General features: G+C 38.3%; 20 protein-coding genes, 1 tRNA gene and 1 pseudogene. 9 read left to right on the top strand and 13 right to left on the bottom strand.

What is annotated here, in order from left to right; all coding sequences use genetic code 11:
• The first annotated feature begins 177 nt into the window (after window positions 1–177).
• A complete protein-coding gene (locus EHQ47_RS06830; protein WP_331254009.1) occupies window positions 178–1,953 on the top strand; it encodes an FG-GAP and VCBS repeat-containing protein in 1,776 nt (591 codons plus the stop codon).
• A gap of 123 nt (window positions 1,954–2,076) precedes the next feature.
• Here EHQ47_RS06830 and EHQ47_RS06825 read toward each other — a convergent pair whose 3' ends face one another.
• The 3 genes from EHQ47_RS06825 to EHQ47_RS06815 all read right to left on the bottom strand — a co-directional run bounded on the left by EHQ47_RS06825 (window position 2,077) and on the right by EHQ47_RS06815 (window position 3,732).
• Entirely contained in the window at window positions 2,077–2,538 is a 462-nt protein-coding gene (locus EHQ47_RS06825) for a VOC family protein (protein ID WP_135776833.1), read from the bottom strand.
• Window positions 2,539–2,627: 89 nt separating this feature from the next.
• Window positions 2,628–3,449, bottom strand: a complete 822-nt coding sequence (locus tag EHQ47_RS06820; RefSeq protein ID WP_135776832.1) for an AraC family transcriptional regulator — start codon at window positions 3,447–3,449, stop codon at window positions 2,628–2,630.
• 58 nt (window positions 3,450–3,507) lie between these two features.
• Window positions 3,508–3,732 (bottom strand): hypothetical protein, encoded by a 225-nt coding sequence (locus tag EHQ47_RS06815; RefSeq protein ID WP_167483270.1) that lies wholly within the window; start codon window positions 3,730–3,732, stop codon window positions 3,508–3,510.
• A gap of 200 nt (window positions 3,733–3,932) precedes the next feature.
• Here EHQ47_RS06815 and EHQ47_RS06810 point away from each other — a divergent pair, with 200 nt between their 5' ends.
• The 4 genes and pseudogenes from EHQ47_RS06810 (at window position 3,933) to EHQ47_RS06795 (ending at window position 6,672) form a co-directional block, all read left to right on the top strand.
• Complete coding sequence (locus EHQ47_RS06810; protein WP_135776830.1) at window positions 3,933–4,367, top strand: hypothetical protein; 435 nt, start codon at window positions 3,933–3,935, stop codon at window positions 4,365–4,367.
• Entirely contained in the window at window positions 4,367–5,314 is a 948-nt protein-coding gene (locus EHQ47_RS06805) for a hypothetical protein (RefSeq protein WP_135776829.1), read from the top strand. The genes EHQ47_RS06810 and EHQ47_RS06805 overlap by 1 nt, the downstream gene beginning before the upstream one ends.
• A 95-nt stretch (window positions 5,315–5,409) precedes the next feature.
• Window positions 5,410–5,723, top strand: a pseudogene (gene len, locus EHQ47_RS06800) (Len family endostatin-like outer membrane lipoprotein); the annotation flags it as partial.
• Between the two features lie 106 nt (window positions 5,724–5,829).
• A complete protein-coding gene (locus tag EHQ47_RS06795) occupies window positions 5,830–6,672 on the top strand; it encodes a hypothetical protein (protein WP_135776828.1) in 843 nt (280 codons plus the stop codon).
• 54 nt (window positions 6,673–6,726) lie between these two features.
• Here EHQ47_RS06795 and EHQ47_RS06790 read toward each other — a convergent pair whose 3' ends face one another.
• From EHQ47_RS06790 to EHQ47_RS06755, 8 genes are all read right to left on the bottom strand, one after another.
• On the bottom strand, window positions 6,727–7,464 hold the full coding sequence (locus tag EHQ47_RS06790) for a hypothetical protein (RefSeq protein ID WP_135776827.1): 738 nt from the start codon (window positions 7,462–7,464) through the stop codon (window positions 6,727–6,729).
• A 2-nt stretch (window positions 7,465–7,466) separates the two neighbouring features.
• Window positions 7,467–8,195 (bottom strand): hypothetical protein, encoded by a 729-nt coding sequence (locus EHQ47_RS06785; protein ID WP_135776826.1) that lies wholly within the window; start codon window positions 8,193–8,195, stop codon window positions 7,467–7,469.
• Window positions 8,196–8,338: 143 nt separating this feature from the next.
• On the bottom strand, window positions 8,339–8,824 hold the full coding sequence (locus EHQ47_RS06780) for an Lcl C-terminal domain-containing protein (protein ID WP_167483269.1): 486 nt from the start codon (window positions 8,822–8,824) through the stop codon (window positions 8,339–8,341).
• 147 nt (window positions 8,825–8,971) lie between these two features.
• Window positions 8,972–9,625, bottom strand: coding sequence for a hypothetical protein (locus EHQ47_RS06775; protein ID WP_167483268.1), 654 nt, complete (start codon window positions 9,623–9,625; stop codon window positions 8,972–8,974).
• Between the two features lie 92 nt (window positions 9,626–9,717).
• The gene (locus EHQ47_RS06770) at window positions 9,718–10,326 is read right to left on the bottom strand and encodes a hypothetical protein (protein WP_135776823.1); all 609 of its coding nucleotides are present in this window, start codon (window positions 10,324–10,326) and stop codon (window positions 9,718–9,720) included.
• Window positions 10,327–10,556: 230 nt separating this feature from the next.
• Window positions 10,557–10,931: a hypothetical protein gene (locus tag EHQ47_RS06765; RefSeq protein ID WP_135776822.1), complete on the bottom strand. Its 375-nt coding sequence runs from the start codon at window positions 10,929–10,931 to the stop codon at window positions 10,557–10,559.
• Entirely contained in the window at window positions 10,924–11,142 is a 219-nt protein-coding gene (locus EHQ47_RS06760; RefSeq protein ID WP_135776821.1) for a hypothetical protein, read from the bottom strand. Before EHQ47_RS06760 ends, EHQ47_RS06765 begins: the two co-directional genes overlap by 8 nt.
• 352 nt (window positions 11,143–11,494) lie before the next feature.
• Window positions 11,495–11,576, bottom strand: a tRNA-Leu gene (locus EHQ47_RS06755).
• Between the two features lie 118 nt (window positions 11,577–11,694).
• On the opposite strand from EHQ47_RS06755, the gene EHQ47_RS06750 reads away from it, so the two are divergent.
• From EHQ47_RS06750 to EHQ47_RS06740, 3 genes are all read left to right on the top strand, one after another.
• Complete coding sequence (locus EHQ47_RS06750) at window positions 11,695–12,117, top strand: cyclic nucleotide-binding domain-containing protein (protein ID WP_135747998.1); 423 nt, start codon at window positions 11,695–11,697, stop codon at window positions 12,115–12,117.
• The gene (locus EHQ47_RS06745) at window positions 12,114–12,617 is read left to right on the top strand and encodes a Crp/Fnr family transcriptional regulator (RefSeq protein WP_135747997.1); all 504 of its coding nucleotides are present in this window, start codon (window positions 12,114–12,116) and stop codon (window positions 12,615–12,617) included. Before EHQ47_RS06750 ends, EHQ47_RS06745 begins: the two co-directional genes overlap by 4 nt.
• A gap of 89 nt (window positions 12,618–12,706) precedes the next feature.
• On the top strand, window positions 12,707–13,801 hold the full coding sequence (locus EHQ47_RS06740) for a PilZ domain-containing protein (RefSeq protein WP_135776820.1): 1,095 nt from the start codon (window positions 12,707–12,709) through the stop codon (window positions 13,799–13,801).
• Here the strand turns inward: EHQ47_RS06740 and EHQ47_RS06735 are convergent.
• Window positions 13,784–14,488 carry an IspD/TarI family cytidylyltransferase gene (locus EHQ47_RS06735; RefSeq protein WP_135776819.1) on the bottom strand — a complete coding sequence of 235 codons (705 nt, stop codon included), beginning with the start codon at window positions 14,486–14,488 and terminating at the stop codon, window positions 13,784–13,786. The genes EHQ47_RS06740 and EHQ47_RS06735 overlap by 18 nt on opposite strands.
• A gap of 4 nt (window positions 14,489–14,492) precedes the next feature.
• Window positions 14,493–15,761 (bottom strand): diaminopimelate decarboxylase, encoded by a 1,269-nt coding sequence (locus EHQ47_RS06730; RefSeq protein ID WP_135776818.1) that lies wholly within the window; start codon window positions 15,759–15,761, stop codon window positions 14,493–14,495.
• Between the two features lie 57 nt (window positions 15,762–15,818).
• Here EHQ47_RS06730 and EHQ47_RS06725 point away from each other — a divergent pair, with 57 nt between their 5' ends.
• A complete protein-coding gene (locus tag EHQ47_RS06725) occupies window positions 15,819–16,889 on the top strand; it encodes a zinc dependent phospholipase C family protein (RefSeq protein ID WP_135693051.1) in 1,071 nt (356 codons plus the stop codon).
• Window positions 16,890–16,901: the final 12 nt, after the last annotated feature.

The following is a 16,901-nucleotide window of genomic DNA, read 5'->3' as shown; positions in this document are numbered from 1 at the left end:
ATTTATTGCATTCCCTTTCCCTAAACCGAAACATCAATCCAATGTTAGTTGTATTGTGTCATGAAACTTAGAACAGCCAATCAATTTCTGAACTTGCGACTATTGACACTCGGAATCTCTTTTTTTCTGCTTAATTGTTGGGCAAATCCCCTCACTCATCCACCAATTGAATGTTTGATGAAACTTTCCAATTCGTTCTGTCCGGATAAAAATCCTTTCAGGCGTTGGTCACCTGCACAGTATTTACTCCTCCTTCCTGAATCCTCTGTCACAATCTCTAACTTAACCAACCATTCGATTGTTGAAACTGGATTTGTTGTTGGAACAGCACCCCTTGGTGTCACCTTTGTAAATGTTGGAATAGATAATGCACCACCGACCCAAGTGCCTGTAATCAATGGAACTTGGAGATATGGCCTACCAGCAAAAGCCATTACGGGAACTTTTTGGACTTATGGTAGCCTTCATACTATCTATGCGCACATTCCTTATGAAAGAACCAATACGATCCAAGTCCGAATGGGAACCAACCATGATACTGATGGAGATGGGTATCCTGATTTGATTGTGTCGGCGAGTGTTGCTGCTGGAACACAAGGTTACGGATATGTATTCACCACAAACCCAAATACAAAACAACTCAATACGACGCCAAACACAAGTTTAACGGATGGAATCACGGGTACTTACTTCGGAAGCCAAATCAGTTCTGGTGATTTTAATGGTGATGGTTATGCCGATTTAATTATCGGTAGCCAGGCCTATGCTGGTATCATTGCATTTGGTGGAAGAGTGCTCCTTTTCTATAGTAAAGGTCAATCGGGGATACCTTCTATAAATCTAAACACAGGAGGGGTTGCAGATTCAATACTCTCTGGTATTACTAATGGTGGTAGACTGGGGAGCATAGTAAAAAGTGCTGATCTTAACCGTGATGGATTTGACGATGTAATACTTGCATCTCCTTGGAATGACGATGTATTTGTCTTTTATAGCCAGGGAACAAGTGGAATTAATTCACAAAATACAAACTCTGCGAACCTAACTTATAAGCCTGCTGCAGGCGACAATTTTGGAACTCAAGCTACTTACGGGGATATCAATGCGGATGGTTATTTAGACCTCATCGTAGGTGCAGGAACTTACTCTTCCAATTTGGGAAGAGTTTACATTTATATATCCAACCAAGGATTCCTTCCGAATCAACCGCAGCAATACCTAACTCCGAACTTGACAGATCCTTCTCCCGGTTGTGCCAATGCCGGTGGATGCAGATTTGGTAGTTCATTTGTCTTAGATTATTTTAATTCCGACAATTGTATCGATCTTGCTGTGGGAGCGCCCACCTTCAATTCCAATCAAGGAATTGTATTTGTATATCACTCTACTTGTGATCCCATAAGTCCCTATCCGAATCAACCAGTGGCAACACTTATCGGACCACCTACAACCAGCTGTAATGCCAATAATTGTTCTTTTGGAGGAAACCTAGCCTCCGGCGACACTAACGGGGATGGAATTCCTGATCTACTGATTGGAGCCACGGGCGCTAGTGCAGGAATCGGTGACGTTTATCTAGTGTTAAATGACCCAATCACAGGATTTCGCAATATGAACCTAAGTGCTGGGGGATCTGCCGATAGTCTTTTTTCAGGATCAGTCACTGCGAGTAATTTCTCAATGGGACTCAGATTCCAAGACACCAATGCGGATGGACTCCAAGACGTCGTCATCTCAGAACCATTGACCACCAATCGAGTGTATACTTTTCATAGCATTCGTGGGACCATTCCCGCAAGCCAAAACTTAAATGGAACGGGTGTGACAAACCAAACGCTGAGCCCACCCGCGGGAACTTCTTTGGGAAATTCGATTGCAGAGTTGAAAATCAAGGCGGAAAGTTATCTGTGGGCTTTGGTAACTAAAACGAAAGTATATTTTGGGTTTATATAGTTAAAAATCATTTAGATTGTTTCCCTTGCCGCCTCGCCATCGTTTGGTGGATCAAAACCCGAATGCACATGCGACTGAGCTTTACGTTCCAATCGCTGACGGAGGCTTCCAACCAAACAATCTCTAATTCTTGGAATGTAAACCCATCCGGTTTCCCTCTGAATCAACGACCAGAGCATAGTATCCCATTTCTGGATCAATCAAGGTTTTTTGCAAAAGGATTTTCCCACCACTTTTCTCTACTCGGTCCAAAGCTGGTTGCAAGTCGTGACCAAGATTCAAATATACCAATACGCCATTTTTTGTCGGAATATAATCTTTGCCTTTTACAAGGACAACATTGACTGAACCGACGTTTGCCGGTAAAACACCCATTTCCGTATCACCCATTGTCATTCTTTCTATAGAAACACTAAGAATAGCCTTATAAAACGCAACTGCTCTAGTTAAATCAGATACAGGGATTTCCACGATTGATATTGTATTTTCCAAACTTTTACCTTCCACTTTCTCATTCAATGCACCAGGCAGACTTTCTTCTTTACAAGTAGCCACTTCCAAACCTAAAAAAAAGATAACAATCATCACGATGTATTTTTTTATTCATTTCCATTCCTTTATATTGTATTACGATACAATATAAAGCTGCCTACAAATTGTAAAAAAGCGACAATTCAGTCTTTTTTGTAAAATAATACAGATAACAAGGTTTTTTCATCATAAATAAACAGTTTTGGCCTTAAACCTGTAAATTCTTTAAAATCCTTAATAAAATGAGCCTGGTCAAAATAGTTAGCTTCATAAGCAATATCAGTTAATTTTTCAGACTGCCGGTGAATCATCATCTTTAACGCTGCTTGCATCCTTATAATTCTTTCTAATTTTTTTGGACTAAGGCCAATTTGTTTTTTGAATTTTCGTTCTAATTGACGTCTACTTACATTTTCATCACTCAAAATTGAACCAATGGTATCATTACCTTTCGAATGCAAAATGGTATCGATGGTAATTTTTAGGATTCGATCCGTAGTGATTTGCTCTTTTAGTTTTTTACTAAAAAAATCTTCAATGACCTGAATGCGTGCCATAGTATCGCAAGCCTTACGAATTTGATTCTCTAATTCTTTTGCAGTATCAAATCCAAACAATTGATCAAGAGGAGTTTCCCGGTTCGCATAATGATCCAACGGATTTTCAAAAAAATTGGCAATCCCATATGGATAAAATCTAACAGAAAAAGTATTTACTGAACCTGTGGGTTTTATAAAAAAAGGTTCCGTGATTTGGCCTATCAAACAAGCCCAAGGCTGAATTACAAAATCTTTATCATTTGTAAAACGTTGAATAGGATCTCCAAAATTAAATGCCAATTCCATACAACCATCAGGTACAATGCGCTGTTTGGAATAATGAGACGAATCCTCTACAATCAAAGTCCAAAAACATTTTACCAAAGAACTCAATTCAGGTGATGGAGGAAATGTTTCGTAGTTCAAATTAATTTCTCCTTAAGGCAATTTTCTATTTCTTAAAGTATTTCCTTTAGAAAAACCATTACATCATCCCACAAGACAAAATAACTCCATCCCACTGGACTTTACAAGCAGCCGATTCATTATTATTTAGGATATTACAAGCCTGAAATAATTTCATAGCTTCAGAACAAGACCTTGATCCAACACCTGAATCCTCAGGTGACTTACATCCAATCGCAGCCACAAAGTTTAACAGGACCAATACAATTCCAAACAAATAAATCTTTGGACCTTGAAAGTGCATACGTTTGATTATTTTCAAAATCAGCATTTAATCATAATATAAAAAAATACTAAGACACTGTCAATGATTCCAACAAAAGAAAAACATCCTAAAACCACAAACTACGGAGCAGTCCGTTAGGTGACAAAAAAATGATCAACTGCCTAAAAAATAAATCATCGACTGAAATTAAAAAAACTAATCAATAGCAAAAAAGAAGAATGAACCAACCAAAACCCATCCAAACCACAATGTTTTTGTTAGTTTGTCTTTTTGCATGCAGACTTCCGATTGACAACCCAAACACAAGTCTTACCATCTCCAAAAAAGAAACGGAAAACAAAATCGCAGCATACACAGCAATCAAAACCTTAAGTTGTCAGTTCGAAGGATACCAATCTTATTTCTTTTCAGAACTAGGAAATGACGAAGACCCAAGACCAGACTACAATAACAAAAGCATATACTATGAAAAAAGAGCTGTCAGTGCTTGTTTACGAAGTATTCTTGCAATCCCCTGCCCTGCATTCCCCAAAAACACTACGCAGGCGGTCTCAGAAATGCTCATTCATATTGCCACCAATCGGAAATTAAACTGCACGTTCAAAGTGGCATTATTTTTCGAATTCGAAAAACCGTTTTATGGAAACTTTTAATGTTTAAATACCGCAGCCAAAATATTTTGTTCTATTTCTTCTCTCTTCTTTGGATCGCAAACGATTCCATTTTCAAAGTTTTATTTCCCGGCTGGATCACTGGAAAAATTTCTGACTTGATTGGCCTTACTTTTACACCACTCATCTTGACTGGAATTTTCTCTCTATTGACTAAAAAAATAAATCCAACCATTCTATTTTGGTTTTCTGTCTTTCTTACAAATCTTATTTTCATTTGGATCAACCTTTCCCAAGAATCGAACAATCAATTCTATTCGTTGATTGGTTCAAACGAATCGTTAAATTTAGCAGATAAATCCGATTTGTTTTTGTTACCCATTGTGATTCTTAGTCTTTATATTTTCAATCGAACACGCATCTTTTTTCAAAACTCAACCTTAAAGAAATTTTGTATTTTAGTATTGCCATGCCTTGCCCTACTCAACACTTCCTTTCCACATGGAAGATCAAACCTTCAGGATATCTTTCTTCTACTTGGCTCTGCTCATAACAAAATCATCCAACTAGAACCAAAGGAAACTGAAATTACCACGAATGAATTTGTCTTTAAATTCAAATTTATTGGAAAAAACAATGAAATTAGTCCCGTCTCAGTTGAAATTCCAAATGAAAATGAAATTGGAATTGAGCCCTGTCCGAACCCATCAGATCCGACAAAAGAAAATGGGAATGGTATATCCACATATGATGAAAGTAATAAAGGTAAATTTCAAAACTATCGCATTGACTTTTCTAAGGATAAAAATTTTGAAACCATCGAAAAAACTTCTGATTGTACCGATTCAGAATGTACAATCGATTTACAATCTCTAAGTTCCGGATTGTATTTTTGGAATGTCCGCACAAGATACTTATATCGTTCTGGTTGCCAGTTGTATTTAGAAAACTTCTTAGTCTACCAAGAGATCCATTCTTTTCGGAAATAAAGATTTCGTATAAAAAGCGAAAGGATTAAAATTTGTTACCAATCCTTTGGCGCCTCGCTATCGTTTGGTAAAGAAAAAATCCACTTGATTATACGACCGCTGCGACTCCTTGCACTACTAGGTTTCATATTTATCATACGGTGGGTGGCTTGGAGTTGGTAGAATCAAAGGAGCAGATGCAATTTGTAATGGTGATACCAATCGAGTAAAAAGAAAAACCTATAAGGCTATGATTTCTGTTCCTGGAGTGAGAGAAATCACTGGCAGTCCAACCGGTACACCGACTTACACGGACTGGGTACTGAAAGCTAATACTTTTTATTCTAATAGTACAGATCCTACCAATACGACAGGTTCGACAACAACCGCCAACAGGATCTTCCGTGATTCTAATGTGACGATGACTTTATAAAAGACTAAGGCTTCCTTTGATAACGAAGAAGGAGTTTTAGTCTTTTTTAGCTTTCTTTTTATCTTTGATTTAGATTGTCCTTTTGTAAAATTATGTAATTTGTATGAAAGCCACTCTTCCCTTCCTTTTTCTATTCTTATCTTTACAACTTCCCATCACGGCTGCTTGTGAGTTCCCATATTTTTACACAACTGCTGACGACCTGGAAATCAAAGAAGAACCAAAACATGATTCTAAAACCACAAAGACGATTTCGAGATTAAAATTTGGACGTTGTATCGAAAAAAGCAAAACGGAAAATTTTCCAAATCAACCTTACTTTTACCAAGTTCGGTATGAAGATGCAACTGAGGGATGGGTTGATTCAACGAAAATTTTCTTCATCAAGGAGCCAGTTGGAACAGAATCATTTCACAAGAAAAAAGCAGAAGTCACCGTTTCCAATATCCGACGGGATCCTCCAAGACCAACAGAATTTGTAATTTCTTTCGATGAAACAAAACAGCTTCTCTTTGCTAGAGGGACGTTTTATTTTTCCGATGGAGGTGATGGATTTTTATTTGTTTGGAAAATTGTGGAGGGAGATACCAAACTCATTCATACAACGGGAAATTACGCACAAGTGTATTTAAAAGAGAATCGATTGATAGAAGTTTGGCCAAACAACTCCATTACCATTTATGATTTTAAAACAGATAATGGAAGGGATATACTCGCTAAATATTTGTCTGGCAAATATTCTTCGTATCGAACCATGGAGCAATTATCCTATTTATCAACTTATAATGAGATGAGAGCCTTGGGTTTTCCAAACGACTCAATACCAAAAACCATCTTTGACCTAAAGAATTCTCGATTCACTTTAGAAGTTTACTCAAAAACAAACCTACTCTTGAAGGCACTGAGCTACACCTTTGAGGATGGAACCATCAAACCGATGGAATGAAGGTGAATTTCTCGAATCTGTTTCACTCCACTTACGTCTTTAAAATCAGTTTCTTTAAGGAGAATCGTATTCAAATACATCCACGATTACCTTACGACCATTCTTCTTGAAATACAAGTTCTCTAACTTTTTCATATCATTAGCGGTGCGGCCTTTGATTTTTTTAAAACCAAAATGTTCCACACCTTTAAGATCAAGGAGGCAATTATACGCTTTAGGAGACAATTCAAGATACTTTACGTGCAAGTCCTTAATCCGAATGTTTGATTGGAAAAATTCGCAAAAACTCTCATCGCTAAATTTCTTCTGGGGACCTTGGATACTCAATTCTTCGATATATGCAAATCTCTTCAGACAGTTCAGATCCTCATCATTAATATTTGTATTCGCAAATCCAAGATTGTTATGAAATTGATTTTTTTCACTCAGATGGCAAAATACGCCATTCTTTAAAGTAACATCCTTGAGACTTAATAGTTTCATTTGACTAAGATTACATTGATCTAGCTGATTAAAAAAAGATTCAGAAATCTTATTATTTTCTATCATCAAATTTCTAAGATTAGGTAAAGTGCAAATCTTCTGCAAATCTCCATCAATTATTTTGGTATTTGGATATGCTGTCACATAGGAATGGATTCCCTTGTGAGAATTTATTTCTACATCATATCCTCTCACTTGCAAATCACCTACAATAGGTGTATAATCCGATGTCTGTTTCACTTCTACTTTTTGTGTAGTATTACATTGAGCAAAAGCTACATAAGTAATTATAAATATTAAATATTTCATATTCATTTCTTTGAAAATACTGGAAAGGCTATACTTTCTGGAATTTCCCATCTGTAAGTATCTTTAATAAACAAGTCAGAATTCTTAATATCATTCGGATTCACTATCGATTCATTAATATTACTATGACCCGTATCCTTCACAATCCAATCACTTCCAGGGCCATCTCGGTGAATGGAAATGGTATGTCCGCTACTAATGCGAATCATCACAGAATTAGAAGTGGTTGTCTGCATAGCTTCTGCGATTTTCGCATATGCCTGGTCTCTTGTGATATTGGGATTTGTATCTTTAAACGTATCCCTATGCCATTCTTTTCCACTTTGGTTTGCATAAGAATTCATGATAGTATCGTTACCTTTAACATACATCACATCACCTGGTTTGATTTCAATACTATCCTTATGTTTTTTAATAAAATCAACAAAATTATCAGGAACTGCTGATCCGAATTCTTTTCGGCAAGTAGCCCATAGGGAAGCAGCTTGGCACCATTTCATCACGATTTCTGAACTAGGGATACTTGCATCAATATTCAGCTCCTTTCTTATGGAATCAGCCATTGTGATTGCTTCGCCATTGGTCGCACTTTGGAAAAATTTGGTACCAGGTCCTGAATTTGTTGCAAAATCTCTTGCAGAATCGCCAGCGCCAATCCTGAATTCGCCTGTTTCTGGATTTTGGTAAATCGGAAGTTCCACTTTTTTGGTGGTCTCCGGGATCGTGTCCACTATTGAGTTCTTTCTTTTACTAAGCTATTTTCAACTTAAGTTTCATAAAACGGCAAATATTTTTTAAAAAATTGCGAATTTCAAACGAAGTGTATTCTTTGAGCCATCGACTAGTTGGTATCAGTAATTGTTCATCGATTCACCTACGCGCAGCAGGTAGTTTTCTCTTCTCGGTAACCTTCTACTTTGCCCTTGCAAAAGAATAAACAATCTCTAGAATCTCTACTGAATGCACCTAACACCGTATACATCATATATCCGTTTAGCCGTACTAGGTGTGCTTGGATAGCCATGACCAGTATAAGTATACAAATAATAATACTATCTTGACCCGCTGGTGTTGAAGACCAGTAGTATGAACTATCCTTATCCCATGATTTTGTAATCTTAGATCTATTGGCTGATTTTAGCTCTTCAATTGTTGGAAGGCGCATACCGATACTTTTACATTTCTTTTTTGCATCTATAAAACCAAAGAATCCCTGATATGCTGACCATTTTGGAACGATAACCGACTGGATAGGCTCCTCTGATAAGACAGAGGGATTTTCAACAGTTTTTGTCGTTGTACAAGAGAAGATAAAAAAAAGAATTTGGATGTGTGTAATTGAAATCAGAAGTTTCATCATATCATTTTAGCAAATTTACAACGATAGTCAATTTGCTTTTGATTAGATAGTAAAACCGTTCGAAAGGAAATCTTGAGATCATCCGAATCTCGGCATATGTCATATCAGGACATTTATACTATTTTTGATCGTTTATAAAAAATTGTCTTATCTTTCGTAGCCAACAGGATCTATGATTTGCGCTTCCAACTTACGATTATATTTTTTTTCATATTTTTTTACCCACTCGCCCATTTCATCTTCAGAAACACTATTCCAGTTTTGGAGTGTAACTCGTCTAAGTGAGGGAAAATTCAAGATACAATTTAATCCATTTGTAGCTAAAGTTGAATTATTTAACTGGATACCCAATAGTTGTGGCATCTGTTTGGAAAAATTACAAAATGATTCTTCGCTAATATTTGCCCGGTCAGGAATTGCAATATATTTCAATAATTTAAGCTTTGAAATACATTCTAAGTCAGAATTGGTAAAAACTATTCCAGATAGTGCAAGTGTTAACTGTTTATTTGTAAAAGTGGAAACTAAATTACATAATTCATTTTTATTTATCGTTAAATTAATTACTGCAAGCTCAGCTATATTTGACTTAGAACAAGCAAAACTTGCATCCGCAGAAAATGATCTTACTTTTGTTCGTTTAAATGCAAGGGAAGTAAGGTTTGGCTGAGAACATATTCGAATTAAATCTCCATCGGAATAATCGGTTTTTTCATTAATATCCACTGACTCTAAATGCGCGTTTTTTTTGTACCCATATCCATTTATTACATAGTTTTTTGACTCCAAATACTTTGCCAAATCTGATTCATTTTCGATAATTTGCGAAGTCTTACAATTGTATAAGCTAATTACGAGTATGATTAAAGTAACATAGAAGTTGTTCATTAGCATTATTTACCTTTTTTGATATAGTCAAATGTGTAAGGAGGCTTATCCCAGTATGGATTTCTAGTATCCGGCGATTCTTTTGATAGAAAAGAATCTTTTAAATTCTCTGGATCGAACTTTGTTCCATTCGCTTTTGATGCCGGATCAATCACAGTGTAAGTTTTCCCGTCTGGATTCCTTTGCAAGGATATTGTATGACCCTTTCCCTTTCCATCATCTTTTACACGCAGCGTAATAGCTTCTGGCCGATTTTCTGCTAAAAAATCACCGATAATTTTGTATCCACTTTGTCTGTCTCCTTGCGGCAAGGTTCCACTTTCTGGTAGTCTTACCATTTTTCCATCTGAATACTTCTTTATAACATCTGAAGTATTCAGTGTCATATTTTCCTTGTTTATCAGATCGTTGTCCGCAACTTCTTTGATAAATTTATCGAAGTCAGGAATTTTATCTCCCATAGTTCGCTTCAGCATGCCCCAATTTGCAAATGCAACGCACCATTTGCTTCTTAGAACCTCGGCTGAACTAGGTGAGTTGATGGCATTGTCTATATTTGTGGCCGTGATTAGAGACGGCTCAATCGCGCCTTGATAGGCATCAAACTTTGCCATTCGTTCATAAAAGCCGGGATTCTTATGTTGCCACATAGCACTAATTGCATCAATTTCCGCTTTATTTTCTTTCAGCTTGCTTGCTAGAAAATCGTCAGCAGCTTTTTGACGCTCCGCAGGATCTGGATGCTTAACCTCTAGAGTTAACCTTTCTCCTGGTGTGACTGTTGTGAGTTCGGTGAGTCGATTTTGAACAATAAAAGATTATTTACTATCAGTAAGAATTTTATTTAATCGGAATTAGATTTACGGCTATCCCTGCCAATACCTAGGCCGGCAATAAAAGTAATTACACCAGTAATCATTGACGACCCGATTTCCGTTTTACCCTCTATTACAAAGTAAATTCCAATTCCCAGTATCGTTAGGAAAATTATAATTAAAAAAATAGTTAAAATTAAATTTCTTACCTCTCCTCTTTCATTTGATTCAAGAACCTTTAAGGAATATTCTAAATTGTTTTTACTTTCTGATTGCCTTAGTTCGAGTTCTTTCTCTTTAACTGTTTTATCGTTATGAGAAATGTTATCAAGAGTCTCAAGAAACTTCGGTATGTAATCGACGATATCTTTCCTAGTTTTATCTTTTGATGGTAATTCAGCCATGATTTCTTAACGCATTAATCACATTCATAACTGAATCATTGAAACCACCAGAAGAAAGCCCATGCCTTCTCCTAAATTCTTCCCTCGATTCTTTTTGGAAATACAACTCTCCATTTTCCTTAACTCCAAGGCCAACGATCAAATCTGAATCATAATCCGTATTTAAATTGTTTACACTTTTAAGCAAACGGCTATTAGCTACACGAATCATTTTATTATTCATGCTTAAATGTTAGACTCTGAAAATTTCGTGTCAACTATTTATGGCTCAAATTACACCGAGTTAGGATGTCAATTTGGAACGGAATGATATTTCATTTTGCAAATGATCGAATTAAAGTATAATTTCAACTTTGCTTCGGGACTTGTCTCTTTCGCTGCAAACACTTCCTTTAGTTTGCCACGCTTCGAGGCACGGCGAGCGCTCGGCGTTTGCCATCCAAGGCAAACTTGCACCCACTATGACTCTCTATGGGTCGTCACAGTGGGTGGTCGCGTCACTGTTCAAGTCCCTCGGGTTTCTATTGATTTGAATGTTATAATTGTTTTAGGAAAGGTTGTTATGCGGGCGGAGGGACTTGAACCCCCACGCCTCTCGGCGCCAGAACCTAAATCTGGTGCGTCTGCCAATTTCGCCACGCCCGCATTGTGGTTGTATAAGCAGGTTTTTGTACTAGGGAAATCTGTCTAGTGAGATTTTGCGATTCACTTGCCTTTGTTTTGAATTTTTATTCTCATGTCAGATACCAATAGGACAACTCCCATGAACATTCTGGAATTTATGCAAAATATCTCTACGCAAGTCTATTTGCGGGGGGATGTGATCTTTCGCGAAGGAGATCCCCATGATGGTAGTATGTATTGTGTCATGAGTGGGATGTTTGCCGTCACCAAACGACTGCCAGATGGAAGCCAAGAAATTATCAAAGGGTTAGGGCCTGGAGAATTTTTTGGAGAACTTTCGCTTCTGACAAGAAGGCCGAGAGCCATGACCATCAGTGTGGTATCAACCAACGCAAGGGTAGGAATTTTACGAGACGACCAATTCGAAAAATTAGCCCGCATCAATACGCATTTTTTATTCCAACTCACAAAAAGTACAGTAGAGAAACTCCATCGAGCGGAAGCAAGGCTCACAGAGCTCGACAAATTATTAGAAGAAATCAAAAAGGATGAAGAAAAATGAACGTGGACCACTTACGAAAGTACATTACGGAAGTGCGGATCGATCACTTCTCCGAAGGGACCAAGGTTTTTTCTGAAGGGGAAGACTGCAATGGACAGATGTTTTTTGTTTTTGCAGGCAAACTCCAAGTTTTCAAACGAAAAGCAAGTGGGGAAAACCAATATGTTCGCGATATCAATCCCGGAGAGTTCTTTGGAGAAATGGCCTTGGTCTTTCCATCTCCCAGGGCTGCCACTGTGATCGCTTCTGCTGAAGATACCAAAGTCGGAACCATCACAAAAGATATCTTTTTGGCCATGGGAAAAGAAAGCCCTGGATTTCTTTCTGTCATTTTGCATAGCATCATCGGTCGCCTAACATCTGTAGAGGATTTAATTTCCGAAAGACAAGAAGAATTGCATATTCTGATTAACGGAATGCCTTCCCTACAGATGGAAAAGTCTACCACAGAATCTGTCATTACCAATGAGGACAAAACACAAGATCTGGACAGTCCTTAAGAAAAAGAACTAGGGGAGATACGAAGCCTCCCTTGCTTTCTTTTTAAAAATAAGTTGACTAAATCCCTAAAATCGAATTTGATTTGCGGGTGACTTTGCGGTTCTTCAACTACCCCATCCCCGTTCTTTTGGTAACTCTTGGCTTTTTTGCTGTCCCTTTTTTAAACATATTGATCACGGCATCTCTTTACGACCTAGACCTGGATCATTTTGGAATGATTCTTTCGAGAATTCAGCCACTACAATATGTTCTTTCTTGCCTCAGTGCCATCATCGCCTACGGTCTAGTGACTAAGAAAAAATTTGGCTATTATCTCTTCCTTTGTTTTACCTTCCTTATACTTACATATAACGTTTGGATGGTTTTATCTGTCACCCTCGGCAAAAAGATTTTTCTTGCCGGTATTCGGATCCATACTTCGGACATTATTTGGAATATGGCAACAACCACTCTTCTACTCGGAATTGTGTTTTATTTTTTACGCCGAGAAATTGCGGCACCCTATCTAAGTGGAAAACGCCGAGGTTGGAGAACCAAATACAGAGAAACCCACCCAGTTCCTTTTCATTGGACCAATTCTGATGGAGAACGAGAAGGTGACGGACAAACCATCAATATTTCTCGGAACGGAATCCTCATTCCCATTCCCAAACATCATTTTTTAAAAGTGGGAGATCCAATCAATCTGCTCTTAAAATTAGAAAAAGAAAATAGAGAGCCTGTTTCCATTTCGGTACAAGCAAAAATTGTTCGCATTGATAAGGAAAGTGATGGTTCCGAAATTGCGGGTGTTCAACTTTATTTTCCAATCAACCAAAAAGATGAAAAACAAATCTACGAAGCCTTTCTTGCACGGGTCTTCGCTCCGAGATATCCTGTTTCCAATCCTGTCAATTTTTCGAGTAAAGACAATCGAATCTGCCAAGGCACCCTTCTCAATGTTTCTTTGGAAGGACTGTACATAGGTACTAGTTCGGTTTTAGAACAAGATCAAATTTGTAATGTCAAAATCCAAACAAGATCAGGTGAAATTTCAGTCGGTGGTGTGGTTCGTTGGTCCAACCCACAAGGCAAATATGGAAAACCAAGTGGATTCGGGATTCAAATTGATACCATTGAAAATAAAAACCTATTTCGCATTTGGATTTGGAAACAACGTTTTAAATTATTCCACGGAAGGTAAATCTTCCCAAAACAAAGATTCAGCAAGTTCAGCATCCCCTGGACTTGTGACTTTGATATTGTGAAAATCAGTTTCGACAATCCCTACCCTACGGCTGCCCATCCAAGTACAAAGATCTGTCGGATGTTTTTTGAGATCAGGATCCAATCCTTCTGCCAATAGTTCTTGGAGCATAAACCCAGCAACGGACTGAGGAGTTTTTACGGAATATACTTCTTCCCTTTTTAAAGGTTCATCAGTATAGTTCCGATGGATTCGAACTCGGACCAAACTTTCTGTTGACTTGGCCACAATACTGGCTCCACCAAAAATTTTTGTTTGTTCCACTAATTGATACAATTCGTTTTGTTTGAAGTTGGGTCTTGCTACGTCATGGATGAAAAAAATATCCTTTGTATCATAGGATATGGATTGGAGTCCACATAACGTAGACAGATGGCGACTTTCCCCACCAGGGACAATCCGATCATTCCCTTCCAATAAATCATCCAACTCTTTTTCCGTTGCCAGAATCCAATCGGGGTGAGAAACGACAGTGATGGATTTGATCAGTCCAAACTTTCGGAATCGTTTGACTGAATGCCTAAGGAGAGACTCTCCTCTTACTTTTAAAAACTGTTTGGGAACTTCCGTTCCCATCCGTGTTCCTGTCCCACCCGCAAGTAGGACAACATACAAATTGTTCATTCGATCATTCTACAACAAGGATTTCATTGCGAAAGATTTCAAGAACTGGTTCTTTTTTACGAATCAGTTTTGTTTCTCCGTTTGTGCGAAGTAAAACCTCTGCCGTTTCAGGAAAACTATTGTAGTTCTTTGTGGACATTCCCGCACAATACGCGCCAACAGCTTCCATCACAACGTAGTCACCCACTTCGGCTTCTCCCATGAGTCTTGTGATAGGTTCTCCCCCTTCTTTTTGGGTAAAAACATCTCCAGATTCACAACAGTGACCCACCACCACATATTCTTCGTTAGATTTAGGAACTCCCCCATCTTTTTTTACTGTGACAAGAGGGTGTCTTGCACCGTATAACGAAGGTCTTGTGTTGGAATCCATACCTGCATCGAGTTTCATAAAACGAAAACCTTTAGGGCCAGTGTCCACTAGGTCGTCTACGGTTGTGAGAAGTGACCCACAAAGTGCAACGAGATAAGTTCCCGGTTCAATTTCTAAAATGAGTTTTCTTCCGTGTTTTGCGGCAAATTCTTCAAATTGAGGTTTTACAGGAGCACCAATCTTTTGTAAGTCGGTAGATTTTTCATCTTCCATCCTCCCCACTTTGTAACCACCACCAAGACTCACAACAGTGACCGTTGGGAAAGCCTCAGCATATTCTAAAGTGTATTTGGCCACAGCCTTCCAAACTTCAGGGTCACTTCCCGAACCAATATGAGTGTGGACTTTTTCCACTATGATTTTGTATTTTTCTACGATGGCTTTGACTTCTGGGAGTTTTTCATGCCAAATTCCAAAAGAAGAAGTGACTCCTCCTACATCGGTTTTTTTGGTATGGCCCGACCCAAGACCAGGATTGAAACGAATGGAAACTGATTTTCCAGGGAAGGTCTTTCCAAAGGCTTCGAGTTGGCGAAGGGAACAAGCATTGAACTTTACCCCTTTTCCTATCAGTTCTGCAAAAGCTTTGGGAAACTCTTGGGAGGTAAGCATGATGGATTCTGGTTTGAATCCAAAGTGGAGGGCCCGCACTACTTCATGTTCTGAGGAAGCATCAATCAGGATGCCTTTCTTTTTCATGATCTGAAGGATATTGGAATTGGGATTTGCCTTCATGGCATAACGGACTTGTAAGCCGAAAGCATTCGGGAATGCCAAGGCCTCGTCACATTTTTGTTCAATTTCTTTCTCGGAATAGACAAAGAGTGGCGTGCCGAATTCATTTGCTAAAGACCGTACTTGGTCTTCTTTCAAAAACTTTAGTTTTTCGATTGATGTCATAGGATTTAAGATAAACCTTTCAATAGGTTCCATTCCATAAAGTCAAAAAAGTAGAAAATGGCAGGAAAGATTACACATATTGAAGCACTCTCCCAAGTGAAAAAACATTTGGAACATGGAAACGCAACCCAACGTAGAATGGCTGCATTACTTTCGCGTCCCGATGTTGCTTCTTATGCCAACCTAGGTGCCGTGGCTCCCGATATCTTTTACTTCTATCATGTGTTACAACCCAAAAGAACAAAGAAGGCAGCTTTCTTCGGAGACCTTGCCCACCACCACCGAGTTGCCGAACTAGTATTAAGTTTTCTCGACCAAGTCCACGATACGGAAATGGGACTCTATAGAGATCGTTTTCTTGCGTTCACACTAGGCTATATCTGCCACTGCGTAGTCGACATCCAAACCCATCCTTATATTTTTTACATCTCCGGGGATTACTATAACAACGATAAGAAGATCTCTTACCAGGCACAAGTCAACCACATGAAAGTTGAGTTTGGTTTAGATACCCTTCTCATCAATCATCGTTGGGGAATGAGTGCAAGGGAATACGATTTCCCCCAATACATCGATATCCGCCACCGAACAGTAGGAATTAAAAACAAAATGGATCCTGTGCTTTGGAATTTTTGGTTACAATCCATCAAAGAAACCTTTCCCTTGGAGTTTGCTTCCTCCTATTTGGGTTCCGAAAAAAAAATCATTCCCGGTGATATCTTAAACGAATCCTATTTGGGATTTTACCGGTTTACTTCTACCTTAGATTCGAGAAGTACACTCATGCGCGGGCTTGTCAGCGTAGTGGATACGCTGACCTTTCATAAATACAATGCCAGTGTTCTTATGTTGCCAGCTTTAGAAAATATCAATCCCAAGATTATGAATGATGAAAAACGGGAATGGTTTTATCCAGCCGACCCGAAACGTAAGTTCAACGACTCTTTTATTGAACTTTTGAACCAAGCAAGCCAGGCCTGCAAAGAAATTTTAACGAGAGCCTACGAATATAGTTTTTCTCCGGAAAGCAGATCGAAAATTCTGGAATCTCTCGGTGGTTACAATTTGGATACCGGTCTCCGTTACCACGGAATCGACCATATGAAGGAATTTTCTCCACTCGTTTGATTTGGATTTAAA

The sequence above is a fragment of the Leptospira bourretii genome (genome assembly GCF_004770145.1).
Lineage (GTDB): Bacteria > Spirochaetota > Leptospiria > Leptospirales > Leptospiraceae > Leptospira_A > Leptospira_A bourretii.
The sequence above is the reverse complement of the archived record's forward strand: the minus strand, read 5'-3'. Positions and strand labels throughout refer to the sequence as shown.